The organism is Sulfurospirillum oryzae (assembly GCF_025770725.1).
In the GTDB taxonomy this organism is placed as follows: Bacteria; Campylobacterota; Campylobacteria; order Campylobacterales; family Sulfurospirillaceae; genus Sulfurospirillum; species Sulfurospirillum oryzae.
Genome location: NZ_JANZKZ010000001.1, coordinates 583,785 through 598,914, shown reverse-complemented (window position 1 = coordinate 598,914; position 15,130 = coordinate 583,785). Strand labels below are relative to the sequence as shown.

At 38.3% G+C, this 15,130-nt stretch carries 14 protein-coding genes; 9 read left to right on the top strand and 5 right to left on the bottom strand.

Annotated features, from left to right (window positions below; genetic code table 11):
- The first annotated feature begins 142 nt into the window (after positions 1-142).
- The 7 genes from N0B29_RS02915 to N0B29_RS02885 are packed head-to-tail and all read left to right on the top strand — an operon-like array spanning position 143 to position 9,508.
- Positions 143-2,944 carry an EAL domain-containing protein gene (locus N0B29_RS02915; RefSeq protein ID WP_263832189.1) on the top strand — a complete coding sequence of 934 codons (2,802 nt, stop codon included), beginning with the start codon at positions 143-145 and terminating at the stop codon, positions 2,942-2,944.
- Between the two features lie 45 nt (positions 2,945-2,989).
- Positions 2,990-5,278 (top strand): thiosulfate reductase PhsA, encoded by a 2,289-nt coding sequence (phsA, locus tag N0B29_RS02910; protein WP_263832188.1) that lies wholly within the window; start codon positions 2,990-2,992, stop codon positions 5,276-5,278.
- A gap of 9 nt (positions 5,279-5,287) precedes the next feature.
- Entirely contained in the window at positions 5,288-5,854 is a 567-nt protein-coding gene (locus tag N0B29_RS02905) for a 4Fe-4S dicluster domain-containing protein (RefSeq protein ID WP_263832187.1), read from the top strand.
- A complete protein-coding gene (nrfD, locus tag N0B29_RS02900) occupies positions 5,851-6,819 on the top strand; it encodes an NrfD/PsrC family molybdoenzyme membrane anchor subunit (RefSeq protein ID WP_263832186.1) in 969 nt (322 codons plus the stop codon). The genes N0B29_RS02905 and nrfD overlap by 4 nt, the downstream gene beginning before the upstream one ends.
- A gap of 10 nt (positions 6,820-6,829) precedes the next feature.
- Positions 6,830-7,498 (top strand): response regulator transcription factor, encoded by a 669-nt coding sequence (locus N0B29_RS02895; RefSeq protein WP_263832185.1) that lies wholly within the window; start codon positions 6,830-6,832, stop codon positions 7,496-7,498.
- Positions 7,485-8,666: a sensor histidine kinase gene (locus tag N0B29_RS02890; protein WP_263832184.1), complete on the top strand. Its 1,182-nt coding sequence runs from the start codon at positions 7,485-7,487 to the stop codon at positions 8,664-8,666. Before N0B29_RS02895 ends, N0B29_RS02890 begins: the two co-directional genes overlap by 14 nt.
- The gene (locus N0B29_RS02885) at positions 8,663-9,508 is read left to right on the top strand and encodes a cache domain-containing protein (RefSeq protein WP_263832183.1); all 846 of its coding nucleotides are present in this window, start codon (positions 8,663-8,665) and stop codon (positions 9,506-9,508) included. Before N0B29_RS02890 ends, N0B29_RS02885 begins: the two co-directional genes overlap by 4 nt.
- On the opposite strand, the gene N0B29_RS02880 is transcribed toward N0B29_RS02885, so the two are convergent.
- Complete coding sequence (locus tag N0B29_RS02880) at positions 9,501-10,766, bottom strand: coproporphyrinogen III oxidase family protein (RefSeq protein ID WP_263832182.1); 1,266 nt, start codon at positions 10,764-10,766, stop codon at positions 9,501-9,503. The two genes, N0B29_RS02885 and N0B29_RS02880, sit on opposite strands and share 8 nt — an antisense overlap.
- 336 nt (positions 10,767-11,102) lie before the next feature.
- On the opposite strand from N0B29_RS02880, the gene N0B29_RS02875 reads away from it, so the two are divergent.
- Both N0B29_RS02875 and N0B29_RS02870 read left to right on the top strand, forming a co-directional pair.
- Positions 11,103-11,678, top strand: coding sequence for a hypothetical protein (locus N0B29_RS02875; protein ID WP_263832181.1), 576 nt, complete (start codon positions 11,103-11,105; stop codon positions 11,676-11,678).
- A 24-nt stretch (positions 11,679-11,702) separates the two neighbouring features.
- Positions 11,703-12,173 carry a hypothetical protein gene (locus N0B29_RS02870; protein ID WP_263832180.1) on the top strand — a complete coding sequence of 157 codons (471 nt, stop codon included), beginning with the start codon at positions 11,703-11,705 and terminating at the stop codon, positions 12,171-12,173.
- An 11-nt stretch (positions 12,174-12,184) separates the two neighbouring features.
- On the opposite strand, the gene N0B29_RS02865 is transcribed toward N0B29_RS02870, so the two are convergent.
- The 4 genes from N0B29_RS02865 to N0B29_RS02850 are packed head-to-tail and all read right to left on the bottom strand — an operon-like array spanning position 12,185 to position 15,123.
- Complete coding sequence (locus N0B29_RS02865; RefSeq protein WP_263832179.1) at positions 12,185-12,865, bottom strand: energy transducer TonB; 681 nt, start codon at positions 12,863-12,865, stop codon at positions 12,185-12,187.
- Positions 12,862-13,239, bottom strand: coding sequence for an ExbD/TolR family protein (locus N0B29_RS02860; protein ID WP_263832178.1), 378 nt, complete (start codon positions 13,237-13,239; stop codon positions 12,862-12,864). Before N0B29_RS02860 ends, N0B29_RS02865 begins: the two co-directional genes overlap by 4 nt.
- On the bottom strand, positions 13,220-13,678 hold the full coding sequence (gene exbB / locus N0B29_RS02855; RefSeq protein WP_263832177.1) for a TonB-system energizer ExbB: 459 nt from the start codon (positions 13,676-13,678) through the stop codon (positions 13,220-13,222). The genes N0B29_RS02860 and exbB overlap by 20 nt, the downstream gene beginning before the upstream one ends.
- The gene (locus N0B29_RS02850; RefSeq protein WP_263832176.1) at positions 13,675-15,123 is read right to left on the bottom strand and encodes a 4Fe-4S binding protein; all 1,449 of its coding nucleotides are present in this window, start codon (positions 15,121-15,123) and stop codon (positions 13,675-13,677) included. Before N0B29_RS02850 ends, exbB begins: the two co-directional genes overlap by 4 nt.
- Positions 15,124-15,130: the final 7 nt, after the last annotated feature.

The window sequence follows — 15,130 nt, the reverse complement described above, 5'->3', positions numbered from 1 at the left end:
AATTTGAGGGGGCATCCTCTTTTGATGTTACTGTATGCAAAATTTGAATATTTGTGATAAAATAAGCTCCTTGACAAAAATTAGTACTGTTAGGCAAATATAAGATAACTTTACATGTAATATTTTAAGACAAGGTTTTAACGTGAAGTTAATTAACTATACCTACGAAACACCAGAGTCATTAGAAAAATTCATTAGAACCTATTTTAGACCTAATGATCATTTGCTGGTGCAACTTTTTTGTGGTGATGTTGATAGAATAAAAATAACACAAATCCTTCATTTTCTTAAACGAAATTTTCCTCACTGCGTTATTATTGGTGCAAGTACTGCTGGTGAAATTAAATCAGGTCGCATCAAAACAGCCTCCATTCAAATTAGTTTTACTCAGCTTGAAAAAAGCAGTGCGAAAGTTTACTATTTTGCAGATGTGAACTTTGAAAGTGGTCAAAAGGCCGCCTCTTCTATTTTAGAGAAAGATACAAAGGTTTGTATTGCGTTAGCACATCCTTTTGGCGAGGACGATAGTGAAGATTTTATCGAAGGATTTAATAGCATAAGAGCTGATATACCTCTCTCTGGCGGCAATGCTGCTGATGATTTTTTATTTCAAAGCGCTTTTGTTATTTGTGAAGATCAGATTTTAGACCAAGGTATTGTCATTGCAACGTTGAGTGGCAAGAACTTACATGTAAACAATGTTTATTCATTGCCATGGACACAAATTGGTAAAGAACTAACGATTACAAAATCCGATGGCAATACTGTTTATGAGATTGATTATAAACCCGTGAAAGAGGTGTATCAACACTATTTGGGTAAAGATATTTTACAAAATCTTCCTAACAGCGCCATAGAGTTTCCTTTTGTCAAAGTAAGTGATGACATAAATGTGTGCCGCTCACTGATTGGTTGCAATGATGATGGTTCATTGGTCTTTGCAGGTCATTTAAATGAGGGTGATAAAGTCTGTTTTTCGATGGGAAATGTAGAAGACATGATGGATCGAGCCATCTTTATGCAAACACAAATCAATGAAAAACCCACCGAAGCCATTTTGATTTACTCTTGTAGTGCGCGAAAGCTTTTTCTGCAAGAACAACTCAATTATGAGTTTGGACTTTTACAGCAAATTGCTCCAACAGCGGGTTTTTTCACTTATGGAGAGTTTTTTCACTCAGAGCATAAAAATCAACTGCTCAATGTTACAACCACGGTATTAACACTGAGTGAATCAGACTATATCGTCTCTCATACGTTAGGTGAAAAACCAGAAGTCAACTGCTCAATGCTCAAGTCTTTAACACATCTTGTCAATACAACACAACATGAACTTGATGTCAATCTCAACTCTTTGAATCAGTATAAGATGATATTAGACCAAAGTGCAATTGTCTCCAAAATGGATACAAGCGGTAATATTACCTATGTCAATGATGCTTTTTGTAGGGTGACAGGTTTAAGTAAAGAAGAGATTTTAGGAAGTCAACACAGCCGGTTTCGGCATCCAAATTCAGATGTATCTGTATATAGAGATCTTTGGGGCGCTCTTCAAAAAAGGGAGATTTGGAGTGGGGTTCTTCAATGTATCAATCCTATAGGAGAAACATTTTATATTAAAAGCACACTCATGCCTTTTTTAGATGAGAAAGGCAATATCGTTGAGTATATTACCAGTAGCATCAATATTACTGAGCTGATTTTAAAAGAGCAGTTGATTGAAAAGCATTTTAAAGATGAATTAACGGGTTTTGGAAATCGTGAAGCGTTGTTCCATCGCATTCGTTTGGATGCCAAAGAAAAGCTTTTGATTTTGCTCAATCTTGTAGGATTCTCTGAGATTAATGACTACTTAGGCTATGATGTAGGCGATGAGCTTTTAAAGCAAATTGCTCTGTTTTTAATGGATACGTTTGATAATCACCCCGATGTGGTTTTTCGTATCAATGGCGATGAATTTGCAGTGCTACTGTGTCAAAATGATGGAAGACTGCTTGCTAATGTGCATGACAAAATTAAAAAAATGGTTCATAATTTAGAGAAAAAAGTCTTTACGATTAAGGGTTATGAAGTGGTTGTTAGGCTTAATGTAGGCGTAGCACAAGGCGATAATGATGAGATCTATATGCAATCACATATAGCGCTTAAAGAGGCAAAAATACATAATCACGCCATTACATTTTATGACATCAATGAAGCTTTAAAAGCAAAAACAAGACAAAATTTGCAAATCATTCAAAAGATTCGCACGGCGATAGAAAATGACCGCATTGTGCCATTCTTTCAAGGAATTTATGACAATAAACTGCATAAAATTACTAAATACGAAGTTTTAATGCGCCTGCAGGAAGAGGATGGAAGTTATCTTAGTCCTTATTACTTTTTGGATCAAGCTAAAAAAACACGCCTTTATGAAAAATTGACCAAGATTATGATCAACAAATCATTTGACTATCTCAAAGACTTTAAGGTGGATTTTTCGATCAATCTTACCAAGGGAGATATCCTCTCAACTTCCGTGAAAGAGTGTTTGTATAGCAATCTCAAAAAATATCAGTGTGCCCATCGGGTCATTATAGAAATTGTAGAATCAGAGGGTATTGAAAATTTTGGTGAGATTACAGCTTTCATTCATGAGGTTAAAAAGCTTGGATGTCGCATCGCGATTGATGACTTTGGCACAGGCTATTCTAACTTTGCCTACTTGGTGAAATTGAAGGTTGACATCATTAAGATTGATGGCTCTTTGATTAAAGATATTGATACCAACGAAACAAGTGCCATGACCGTAGAGACGATTATCTCTTTTGCGCAAAAAATGGGATATATCACGGTTGCTGAATTTGTGGACAAAATGAGTGTTCAACAAAAACTTCAGAGTTTACATGTAGACTTTTCGCAAGGCTACCTCTTTAGTAAACCGAACCCAATCATTTCACTTTGAAGTCAAATTATCATACAATAGTATTAAATTAGACAAAGGTGAAGTATGGCATATCTCCAAGCGCGAAGAGACTTCTTAAAGATAGCAACAACGGGTGTAGCCACCACTGTTGTGATACCTGGAAGCTTGGGTGCCTTAGGAGAAGTTGCTCTTAAAAGTGAAGATAAATTTATTCGCTCCATCTGTGAAATGTGTAGTAGCCGTTGTCCTATGGAGGCACGTGTGGTGAATGGTAAAACCGTCTTGTTGCAAGGAAACCCTTTTGCTAAAGAGATGGGAACGAGCTTATGCGCTAAAGGTGTTGCGGGCGCATCTCAACTCTATGATACGCAAAGGTTGGTTAAACCACTGATCCGTTTGGGAAAAAGAGGCGAAAATAAGTGGAGAGAAGCAAGTTGGGAGGAAGCGCTTAGTCTTGTAGCTGGAAGACTCAGTGCGCTAAGAGAGCGTTATGGTGCTCGTAGTGTCATTTTCTCGGCTAAAACAGGCGAGCAATATGACCTTTTGCGCTCTTTTGCTTCAGCCTTTGGCTCACCCAATGTTTTTTCGCATTGGAGCTCTTGTCCCATTGCGATTGAAAGTGCTTTTGAACACACTTTTGGCGAAAAGTTACACCGTGATTTTGAAAACGCAAACTACATTCTTAACTTTGGACATAATCTTTTTGAGGGCTTAGATATACCTCTTACCAAAGCGATGGCACATTTTTCAGCCAATCCTTCCAAAAAATTAGTGGTACTTGACCCACGTTTTTCTGTGATCGCTTCAAAAGCCAACGAGTGGCATCCGATCAACCCTGGAAGCGATTTAGCCTTTGTTCTAGCCCTTTTACATGTATGGATCAGGGATGCTAAATATGACAAAAAATTTGTCGAGCAGTATACAATTGGTTTTGAGGCATTAGCGCAATCGGTTAAAGAAACGACACCTCAGTGGCAACAAACACTCACCGGCATTGATGCAAAGGTTGTAGAACGGATTGCCGAAGAGATTTACGCAGCTTCGCCTAAATGTATTATCGACTGGGGGCACAAAGCAACGACAACCAAAGCGGAGTATCAGCGAAGCAGGGCCATTTTGATCGCCAATATTTTGATGGGCAATGTTGAAAGAGAAGGTGGCATCTATTTTGCAAAAACAGCTGAACGTATCAATGCTTTTGCCAAAGAGATGATCGTACCCGTACTGAATGATCCCTATCCTAGACCTTTGGTCAACGAAAAACGCCTTGATGGCGCAGGAGAAGAAGGAAGTGCAAACCGCTTTGTCTCTAAAAGACATGGCTCTTTAACGGCTATTCCTGAAGCTATTCTTGCCCAAACGCCTTATGAAATTAAAGGATGGTTTTTAACCAGACATAACCCTTTGGTCACTGTCGCACATCCACAAAAGATGAAAGAGGCAATGGAGCAACTTGAATTTATTGTGGTCAATGACATTTATCTCTCAGATACGGCAATGATGGCAGATGTTGTTTTGCCTGAAGCCACTTATTTAGAGCGAGATGAGGGGATTAGCAAAATTGCATTTAAAACACCGTGTTATGCGATGCGTAATCGCATTGTAGAACCACTGCATCAGAATAGAAGTGCTATTGAAATTGTAAGAGAGTTAGCGGAACGAATGGGATTTGGTAGTCACTTCGTATGGCGAACTGTTGCAGAGTTACGCGCTTTTCAAGCCAAAGGCGATAGCGTGCTATTGGAAACACTGTTAAGGCGAGGCGTTGCTTCGTTTGATGTTCCTGAATTGTTTGCAAGAGAGAGCGTTTTTGTGGAACGGTTTTGCGAGCGTCATCCCAAATGTAATTCTTTGCTAGATAGCAATGGTCTTTTAAGCTCTATGCTTACACAGCTCAAAACACCTTCTGGCAAGATCGAGATTTTTTGTAAAACGGTGGAGAAGGCATTTAAAGGCTATGGTGTTCCAAGTGCGGTAGATATGGATGTAAAACAAGGCTATCCGTATGTTTTAACCAGCGGAAAGAGTGCGGTACATACAAATGGACATACTCAAAATATTCCTTATTTGAATATGTTAATGTCCGATAATCCGATCTGGATGAACCCACTAACCGCTAAAGAGCACGGACTGAAACAAGGCGATACTTTTTACCTCAAAAATGGTATTTCAAAAGAGAAAGGAACTGTTTTTATCACCGAAGGTATTCGTCCTGATACGCTCTTTGCTTATATGGGATTTGGCAGAGATGCACCGATGATGAAGCGAACACATGGCAAAGGAATGAATCCTTCAAAGCTTTTATCACTGCAAAGTGCCACATTGTGTGGGGCAATGATCACCAATGTTGGTGTCGAAATACTAAAAGCATAAGGAAGAAGCATGCCAAAACAGTATCGACTTCTTTATGATGAAAACCTTTGCATCGGATGCCAAGCATGCAGTGTTGCCTGTCGAGTAGAAAACAGTGTTCCCGATAATTTCTTTAGGCTACAAGTGCATGTACAGACCAAAGGGGTATTTCCTAATCTTGGGATGAGCTATGAGAGGCTTTCTTGCATGATGTGTGAAAACCCTCCTTGTGTAAGTGTTTGCCCCACACATGCTTCCTTTCAGAGCAAAGATGGATTGGTTCACATTGATGAGAAAACGTGCATTACATGTAAATATTGCATTCTTGCATGCCCGTACCATGCACGTTTTGTCAATCCTCTTAAAAATGTGGTTGAGAAGTGTACTTTTTGTTATGACACACGTGTATCCAAAGAGCTTTTACCCGCTTGCGTCAGCACCTGTCCCACAGAAGCCCTCAGTTTTGGAGATATGAGACAAAAAGGCTCTTTAGTAGAGCAAAAATCGCAAAAAGAGGTACTTGTATTTCCAAAAGCACATCTTGGAACCAAGCCAAAAGTGGCTTTTATTCCAAGTCGCAAAGGAGTAAAAGTATGAGTCCTATGTGGGGAAGTGTGGAGCAATACAGCACGATTCATTGGTCATGGGCGATTGCGATTTATCTCTTTTTAGCCGGTCTTAGTTCGGGCTCAATTATTGTGGCACTATTGGTAAAGTGGAATCGCCATGAACGCAGTAACTCTTCCATTTGGGATGCGATGATCAAAGCGGGTGCGGTGGTTGCTCCTACTGCGATCTTTTTAGGATTGTTTCTATTAGTCATTGATCTTGGGCGTCCTTTTTCATTTTATTGGCTTTTAGTACGTTATAACATCACATCGGTGATGAGTTTAGGCGTGCTCTTCTTGCTCATCTATACGCCGATAGTTGTGGTTTTCATGTTGCTTGTTTTTGAGCGAAATGTCATAAAACACCCCATTTTAGCACCTTTAGAAGGGCTGATTAATCTCGTGAAAAGTTTCCACTCTTATGCTAAAATCATCGAATATTTTCTCTTTGTAGCAGCTCTGTGTGTTGGCTCATATACTGGTTTTTTACTCTCGGCACTGTATGCTATACCTTTATGGAATAGCCCACTTTTGCCTGTTCTGTTTTTAACATCCAGTCTCTCTTCGGGTGTTGCGGTGAATATTTTAATCGGATTGCTGTTTTTCAAAAGTACAATCAATACCGAAAGTATCAAATATCTTTTAGTGCTGGATACAAGGGTTATATTAACAGAGCTTCCTCTTTTAGCCCTTTTCTTTATTGGGATGTTTTACGCAGGTGGAGATGCCCCTCAAGCTGCTAGAATGGCACTAACAGAGGGTTTTTGGGCAGGCATTTTTTGGCTAGGGGTCATAGGTGTTGGATTAGGTTTACCTCTATTAACCGTTATTGTGGCTCTTCGCAGCCACGTCTACCGTGTAGGGTATATTATCATTAACTCAATGGTCGTTATTTTGGGCGTTTTGATGCTTCGTTACTACATTATTTACGCAGGACAAATTTATCTTGGTTAAGGAAAAAGGCATGAAAATTTTATTGTTAGAAGATGACTACAATTACAATGAGAGCATTAAGGAGTACTTAGAGCTTTTAGGGTATGAAGTCGATGCCTTTTTTGATGGCGAGAGTGCGCTTGATGCCATTATGCAAAAGTGCTACTATCTTTTTTTGCTTGATGTTAAAGTGCCAAAAATCAGTGGTCACGAATTGATTCAATACATTAAAGAAGCCAATATTACCACACCGATTATTATCATTACTTCTTTAGTCGATATTGATAATATTGCTATTGGTTATGAACTTGGGTGTAATGATTACCTTAAAAAACCTTTTGAGCTTAAAGAGCTTGAGCTTCGCGTGAAAGAGCTCATTAAAAAACATTATCAAACCAGTACGGCGGGCGAGTTTCAATTGGGATGTGGATTTATCTTCAATTTTGAGACAGGTGATCTTAGAAAAGGCGATAAAATTGTCTCTTTAACCTCTAAGGAACAAGATCTTGTACGTTTTTTGATTCGCAGGAAAAATACGTTTTGTGACATCGAGCTTATTCGTGAAAATGTTTGGGAAGGCAAAGAGATCAGTTATGCCGATATTCGTATGTATATAAGAAAAATCAGGCTTAAAGTAGATGAAGAGGAGTTTATAAAATCTTCTCGAGGTTTAGGATACAAGATCGATGTTATCGTATAATCCACTTCGTTCGGTTTTAGTCTATACCATTCTTATCATGACACTTTTTTGTGTGCCCAGTTACTTTGCCATTCAAAGTACCATCATGGAGGAAAAATACAAAGCAACCCAAGAAATTCTTGAGTGGGTTGAAGCGCATGAAAAAAGTATTTTTGCTAAAGAGAGTTTTGATATTCCTCGCAGTGTGCGGTTCCATCTCAATATTTACGATGACGCTCATAAGCTCATGTATCAGGGAATTCAGCAAAATTTTGATGACTTGAACTTTAAAGTACGCGTTATTTATCCTTTTTTGTATTATCAAAAAGAGATTAAAACAGACACTGAACTTGTTTTTCTTGTCGTGGAGATGCAACTCAATTACGCCAAAATTATTTTTGTGACGACGATGCTCTTTTTTATTGTGCTTTTTTTAGTCTATTTGATGAGTAATCTTTTTGTCAATTCCAGCATCTATCCTTATCAAAAGATGCAACGCTATATGAATGATTTTTTCAATGATTCGATGCATGAGCTTAAAACACCTCTTGGGGTTATTAATATCAACGTTGAATTACTTTCAAGTTATGTAACCTCTTCAAAGCATCTTCAGCGCATTAAAGCAGCAACAAAACAGATGCAGATGACGTATGAAGATGTGGAGTATTACATTAAGCACAAAAAGCTTGTTTATGCCAAAGAGCCGATCAATCTTTCTGAGTATTTGGGGCTTAGGATTGCTTTTTTTGAAGATATTGCTGTCTCAAAATCTATCGTACTCGAATACGAGATAGAGCCAGATATGATGATTTATATCAGTAAAGTAGAATTGCAACGCATTATTGACAATACGCTTTCCAATGCTATCAAATACTCTTTTTTCCAAGGTAAAGTAGAGATCAATCTTGCCAGAAAAGATGATGAACATTGTGTGCTCTGTTTTCATGATTACGGACAAGGTATTAAAGATCTTTACAAAGTATTTCAACGCTTTGAGCGGGAAGACTCTGTGCAAGGTGGCTTTGGATTAGGGCTTAATATCGTGCAAAATATTTGCAATAAAAATGACATTGATATAGAAATAGAGTCTTATGAAAACAAAGGCTCGCGTTTTACATATATTTTTAAACTTGATAAAAAGAAGCTGCTGGATACTGTTGATAATGAAGCAACAAAGGGTGAAATATGAAAGAAAAAAGGTTTTTTCTCAGTGCTGCATTGATGCTCTTTTTTGGGCTTGTCATACTTTTTTTGTATGACAAATCGATCTCTTACGAAGAAGATGAAACACGTAAAAAACAGATGGATGCCTTGCTTTTAACCTTGCATAATAAAATCGAAGAGACAACAAAAGTCTCCTTAACCAGTTCGGTTATTTTGGCGAAAAGCCCTTATGTGATTGATTGTTTAAGTAGGCAAGATCGTAATATCTGCTTGCACTATTTATTAGATATCCGAAACACAATGGCGCTTGCCAATGTCTTTGAAAATGCACGTCTGCATCTGCATACTAAAGATTTTAAAAGCTTTATGCGTTTGTGGGATTACAGCAATCAGACCAATGATGATCTTAGCACTTTCCGTCATGCGCTTGATAAAATAAAACAGACAAAACATCCGATCAAAGGGATTGAAATTGGTCGTTCGGGTATGTTTATGCGTGCTATTGCTCCGGTGTTTCAAAAAGGAGAATATGTGGGAACCATCGAAACGGTGGTGGATTTTAAAGATTTGAACACCTACTTTAAAAAGGATGGTGTTGAATTTTATGTACTCATGAAAAATGAGTATCGAACGATTGCTAATGCAGTTGCTTACAATGATAAACTGATGCTAGATAACTACACGATTGTCAATCAAGAGATTAATGGACTCAATTTTATCAAAGAGGTTAATTTTCAAGGAACGGGGTTTTTGAAACGAGGGGACAATTATGTTCTTTACACCCCTATTGTAGACATCAATGGTGAACATATTGGCTTTTTTGTTCTAACATGGAGTGAGAGCCTCTCTCTCGCCTCATTTAAATAATAAGATTTTTGCGAGCATCATTGCGAATGCGATCCATGCCCATGTAAAACTCTTTCATCATGACTAAAAAGAGATAGTCACCATATTCTGTGGTGATGATGTTCTCTTTAGTCTCTTTGATTGCTTTAGCAAATTTAAGAAGCATTAGCTCTTTACCCAGTGCATCATTAATCGATACTCCAAACATGGTGGCAAATTTTTTCTTAGAAAGCGTACCATTGAACAGGTCAACCATCAAACGATAATACATTTGAGAATTGAGTGGAAAAGTACGTTCTTTCGTAATGGCGCTATGTTTTTCTTGAATGAGGCTAGCATACGGATCAAGCGCAAATTCATTGAGGTAGAGCGTATTTTTTAAAAAGCTAAATGAACCAGATCCTACACCAACATACTCTTCATTGTCGATGATGTATTCGTCAATAATCAAATCACTCTCTTTTGAAAACGACCACCCATGTCGTGCAGGATAAGTTTCTTTAAGGGACTCTTTTATAACTTTAAAAAAGTTGTATTCATTCTCAAGGCTAAATTTGCCTAGCGTTTTTTTCACACTGTTTTTCACCAAAGAAGAGGTCATTAGCGGATAAACACTGGTCTGTTCAGGAGTGAGTTTTTTGAGTCGCTCAAGGTCATTGACAAGCCCTTCTGATGTTTGGGTTGGAAAATTGAAGATGAGATCAACACTGGTGATGGGTAAAATCCCAAGCATTGAAGCAATCTTTTCATAGACTTCTTCTCCAGAACCAAACTTTTCGTAACGCCCCAGTTTTTTCAAAAGAGCATCGTCAAATGTTTGAACACCTACTGAAAGGCGGTCAACCAATCCTTTGAGCCTTGTAACCGTCTCTTTTTGAATATGGTTAGGATCGCTCTCGCAGGAAACATGCTCAACGTTAAAGAGTTTTTTGACCAATTCAATAGTTCTAATCAGCTCTTCTTCATCAATGAGAGGCGTACCGCCCCCTATGACCAAATAGTTAAAATCATACCCCAATGCCTTTACATGTAAAATCTCTTCACGTAGATGCTGGAAGTATTTTGCGGCAGTCTCTTTGGTGTAGGTAAATTTATTAAAAGAGCAATAAGGGCAAAACATCGTACAAAAAGGGACATGAATATACAGCAGATATTTTTTCGCCTCGGGCGGAGGGGGTAAACCCAAAGAAGGTTTTTCTACATGTAAATAGTGTTTTGTATATTGGCTCATAAAATAGCTAGTAGCGCTAGTAATCATTTTTGACTGACGAGCTTGCATAATAATCCTTATTAAGATTTTCTTACTATTTGAGTGAATTATAATGATTGCCTGTGATATTAGAATGATCCAAAATTAATAGATAGATTCTTTTTGCATTTAAATTATCACATAACTCAATAAACAGGCAAACTTTTTTGTACGATGCGCGCTCATAACATTCACTGTTGTAAGAAACTTTTGCCTACATTATAAAAGAGAAAAGTAATTTTAATGTAAACATGTGATAGTACCTAGAAAAAAGGTGAAAAAAGGGGAAAGGGGCGTTGTCGTTTTCACGATAAGTTCACTTTTTTGACTATAATACGCTTTATTAACTCTATATGGAGATGGACAATGAAATTAAAAAAGCTTTTTTTAATAGGCTTAGGTGTCTTAATAAGCACATCTTCGCTTTTAGCAGCTGATTTTGATTGGATGATCAATCTTAATGTACGTTCCCACTCAGATCCTTATGGCTATCGCTATAGTTTAGTGGATCGTTTTGGGTATAGAGAGCCAGATGTGATGGTCATCTTAACAAGTGTTTATGAGCCAGCAGACGCCTATATGGTTTTTCGCCTTGCCGAGTTATCAGGACGCCCGCCAGAGTATATTCTAAGGGTTTATCGTGAACGAAGGCATCATGGTTGGGGAGATATTGCGTTTTCTCTTGGAATTAGACCGGATGCTTATGAATTTGTAGAGCTTCGCGAGAGATATGATACACGTTATATCTATCATCCGAGAGAGCATTATGAAGATCGACGTGAGATGCCTGTTCGTAAAATCTACGTTGAGCCAAGGCATTATGAGCAGCACTACCAACCTGAGAGAAGAGATTATGAAAGAGATGAAAGACGAGATCACAATCCGCATCATGACAGAGACAGAGACGATGATCGAAGAGATGACGGACGCGATAGACGCTAATATGAACAAATTAAAGGAGTCATTATGAAATTAAAAAGTTTTTTATTAGCAACTGCAAGTTTTGTACTTTTAAGTGGATCCGCACTTATAGCAGCTGATTTTGATTGGATGGTCAATCTAAATCTAAGATCAGATTCTGATCCGCACGCTTATAGATCAGGGCTTGCTTCACGTTTTGGGTTACCAGAATCACAACTCAGCGTTGTTTTAAAAAGTGTAGGCGCACCTGCGGATGCATATATGGTACTACGTCTTTCAGAATTATCAGGCAGAAGCCATGAAGATGTACTCAGATACTATCAAGCTAACAAGCATAAAGGTTGGGGTGCAATGGCAAAAGATCTTGGCATAAAACCAGGTTCAAGTGAGTTTAAAGCACTTAAAGCCGGTCATGATATGCGTGATTTTGATGATAGACGTGATGATCGTGACCGTGGTGACCATGACCAAGACCATGGAAATGGTAACAAAGAGCACGGGAAAAAAGGGTATTAACGTTTAATTCATTAGAGCAATGAATAGTTCAGTTCGATTTGAAATGTCATAACAGAGGTAAAGAGATCTTCGTTTAAAGGAAACGGAAAGCTTTTTTGGACAGCATCTTCCGTCGCTTTATGGAAGATTTTTTTACCCCCTAAAACGACAAATGAAAGTAATTCTCCTTTGGGAGAGATCGTAAATTCTATCATTACATTTCCCTCAATGCGACTATTTTGAGCGATCTTTGGATAGGTCTTATGCTCATTAATACGCCTTTTTAGGTTTTCTAGATACTCTTTTTGTTTTACATGTAAAGCCTCTTTACTACTCACTTCTGAACTCATACTCATCGCTTCAGCTTTTACCTCTTTCGTTACCATTTGCTCTTCCAAATCAACGTGTTCCCTCTCTTGTGAAACCACCATAGACTCTTTTGTTACAGGTGCGTTTGGCAAGGTTTTAGACTCTTTCTTAGCAACATTTTTTTGAGGTGTGTGTGTCAATGTTGGTGGTGAGGGAGGAGGCGGTGTTGGATGTAGTTCAGGTTCTTCCTTTTTGGGTTCATACAAAGTAATTGCCATCACTTCTTTAGATAAATCAGCCAAAGAAGAGGGTTTGTGTATAAATGAAGTGTGGTACATCAATCCAAATCCACCGATAAGGTACACAATTAAGCTCATTGTAAAAGCGTGAATGTAGCGTTTCATTGTTTGGTTAAAATTCCAATTTGCGTGTAATGATGTTGCTTTAAAAGATCCATGAGTTTGACAAAAGGCTCAAAAGAAGCGTGCTTGTCACAATTAATCATAATGGGAGTTTGCTCATCAAACTGTAAAAGCTCGTTCTCAAGAGAGCCTTCCTCGACGGCTTTGTTATTGAAAAAAAATTTCTCTTCTTGTGTGATGGTAACGATAAGCTCTTTTTGCTCGCTCAAAGGTTTGGCAGAACTTGCTTGTGTTAAATCCACAGGTATAATGCCTTTCGCCACAAACGTTGCCGTGGTTAGAACAATAACAAGGAGTACGAGCATAATGTCGATAAAGGGTACGACATTAATTGTTTCAAAGCGACGTATTTTCATCAGTTCCACTTTGTTTTGCAATATCCCAGCACATTAAAATTTTCTCAATTTTACGTACCAGATGGTTGTAAAAAAAGATCGCAGGAATAGCGACTACAAGACCCATAGCGGTTGCTTTAAGCGCCAATGCTAAGGATGACATGATCGTTTTAACATCAATTTGCCCGCTTTGTCCCATGGTGTAAAATGTGATAATAATGCCACACACCGTTCCTAAAAGCCCGATGTAAGGGGCATTTGAGCCAAAAGTTGAGAGAATATGGACGTGATTGGTCACATCCATCTCTAATTTTTCTTTATAGGTATAGTGTGAGATTTTTAAGGCACGGTAAAACAAAAGTCGCTCAATCCAAAAAAAGAGCGTGATAAAACTCATAAAACCTAGTAATCCAATGACACCATAGTCCACAATGTCTTGCAACAGCGTAATGGAGATCATTTCATCTCCTTGGGAGTCTCTTGCAAAGTTTTAGCGCTTCCATGGTGTGCGTGCCCTTCTTGTTTCATACCATAAGTTGCAAAAGCGTAGCTTCGATAAAGGTTGAGTCCCAAATAAAGAAAAATTAAAAGGGAAGCAAAGAAAAAGGCTATGACTCTTTTTGTTGTGGATGCTTGAAAGAATGTTATGCGTTTTGCCATAATCAACAGTGCCCAAAATACCGCAATATAATTCATAACCCCAAAGATTTTAAGCCACGCATCTTTTTTAGATGCCAAAGGTTCAACGGGTGAAAATGGAAGATGCAGTCCATCAATAAAACCATTGACGATGGTGCTGTAATGGTGGACAAAGAAAAATTCATACGTATGCGACAAGCCACCGATGATAAAAATGGGGATGAAGGCATAAGAGAGCGTGTAAAATGCCGACTTGAAGTTTACATGTAAAAGTTTTGAAGCGATGAACGTGCCTCCCGTTGCAAAGCCTATCGTTATGAGAGTCGCGAAAAAAAGCGCACTTATACCCACATAATCAATCCCTTTAATGGCAATGTTTGTTTGAAGCCATTGACCTAATTGAACCCAAAAGTAGCTGTCACTAATGGCGACACGACTAAGGGCATGGTGAAAACTCATCGTGATGGTAATAGCAGCCGTAATAAGCAAAATTGCCCAGACTTCAGCCGTTGAAGTTTGAAACTTCTGAAAAAGTGAAGAAGAGGGCTTGGTCAGTTTAAAGCTCACGGACTCACAACTTTGCGCACAACTCATACATAAAGTACAATCTCCCATAGAAGCTTTGGTGTCAAAACTAAAAGGTTTGAGATTGTATGAGCAGGCTTTAGTGCATTCAAACGTTTTACAGACTTGGCAGCTTTGCGCGTACGTTCCAAGCCATGTAAACGAAACTTTTGAAAAAGTGCGTGTAAGTGTGCCAATAGGGCAGATGTATTTGCAGTAGCTCATCTCTTTAAATATAAAGAAAAAACCAAATGCAACACTGCTCATAACGCTAAAAAAGATTGCACTATTTAAAGGTGATTTATAAGCAGTAGGATAGATATAATAGACCGTCCACCAGCCAAAAAAGAGTAATAAAACACCGATAAGTGGTTGTTTGAGCCATGTTTGCACTGTTTTTTGAAGCCCAAATCGTGTCAGGTATTTACCCACAAAAGCATGGGGGCAAATACCGCAAAACAGACGTCCAAAAGTGGAAAGGGTTACAACCATAAAAAGCGGCCAAAAGAGCGACCAAAAAAGAACGGTTGTAAAGCTGTTTTGCTCTTTGGTAGGAGCCATAAAACCCAAGATGATGGCATAGACAAATAGGGCTAAAATACTCACTCTTAAAAGCATTAAAAACATTCTGTTTTTAAAGAAAAATGCACTTAATGGATTGGCAAAAAGGTCGTTTGCGTCTCGTTTTTGTTGATCAACCATTTTTCAT

What these genes read in the sequence shown, in the direction of transcription:
- phsA (WP_263832188.1), top strand. Translation starts at nt 2,990, where the DNA reads ATGGCATATCTCCAAGCGCGAAGAGACTTCTTAAAGATAGCAACAACG.
- N0B29_RS02905 (WP_263832187.1), top strand. Translation starts at nt 5,288, where the DNA reads ATGCCAAAACAGTATCGACTTCTTTATGATGAAAACCTTTGCATCGGA.
- nrfD (WP_263832186.1), top strand. Translation starts at nt 5,851, where the DNA reads ATGAGTCCTATGTGGGGAAGTGTGGAGCAATACAGCACGATTCATTGG.
- N0B29_RS02895 (WP_263832185.1), top strand. Translation starts at nt 6,830, where the DNA reads ATGAAAATTTTATTGTTAGAAGATGACTACAATTACAATGAGAGCATT.
- N0B29_RS02890 (WP_263832184.1), top strand. Translation starts at nt 7,485, where the DNA reads ATGTTATCGTATAATCCACTTCGTTCGGTTTTAGTCTATACCATTCTT.
- N0B29_RS02885 (WP_263832183.1), top strand. Translation starts at nt 8,663, where the DNA reads ATGAAAGAAAAAAGGTTTTTTCTCAGTGCTGCATTGATGCTCTTTTTT.
- N0B29_RS02880 (WP_263832182.1), bottom strand. Translation starts at nt 10,766, where the DNA reads ATGCAAGCTCGTCAGTCAAAAATGATTACTAGCGCTACTAGCTATTTT.
- N0B29_RS02875 (WP_263832181.1), top strand. Translation starts at nt 11,103, where the DNA reads ATGAAATTAAAAAAGCTTTTTTTAATAGGCTTAGGTGTCTTAATAAGC.
- N0B29_RS02870 (WP_263832180.1), top strand. Translation starts at nt 11,703, where the DNA reads ATGAAATTAAAAAGTTTTTTATTAGCAACTGCAAGTTTTGTACTTTTA.
- N0B29_RS02865 (WP_263832179.1), bottom strand. Translation starts at nt 12,865, where the DNA reads ATGAAACGCTACATTCACGCTTTTACAATGAGCTTAATTGTGTACCTT.
- N0B29_RS02860 (WP_263832178.1), bottom strand. Translation starts at nt 13,239, where the DNA reads ATGAAAATACGTCGCTTTGAAACAATTAATGTCGTACCCTTTATCGAC.
- exbB (WP_263832177.1), bottom strand. Translation starts at nt 13,678, where the DNA reads ATGATCTCCATTACGCTGTTGCAAGACATTGTGGACTATGGTGTCATT.
- N0B29_RS02850 (WP_263832176.1), bottom strand. Translation starts at nt 15,123, where the DNA reads ATGGTTGATCAACAAAAACGAGACGCAAACGACCTTTTTGCCAATCCA.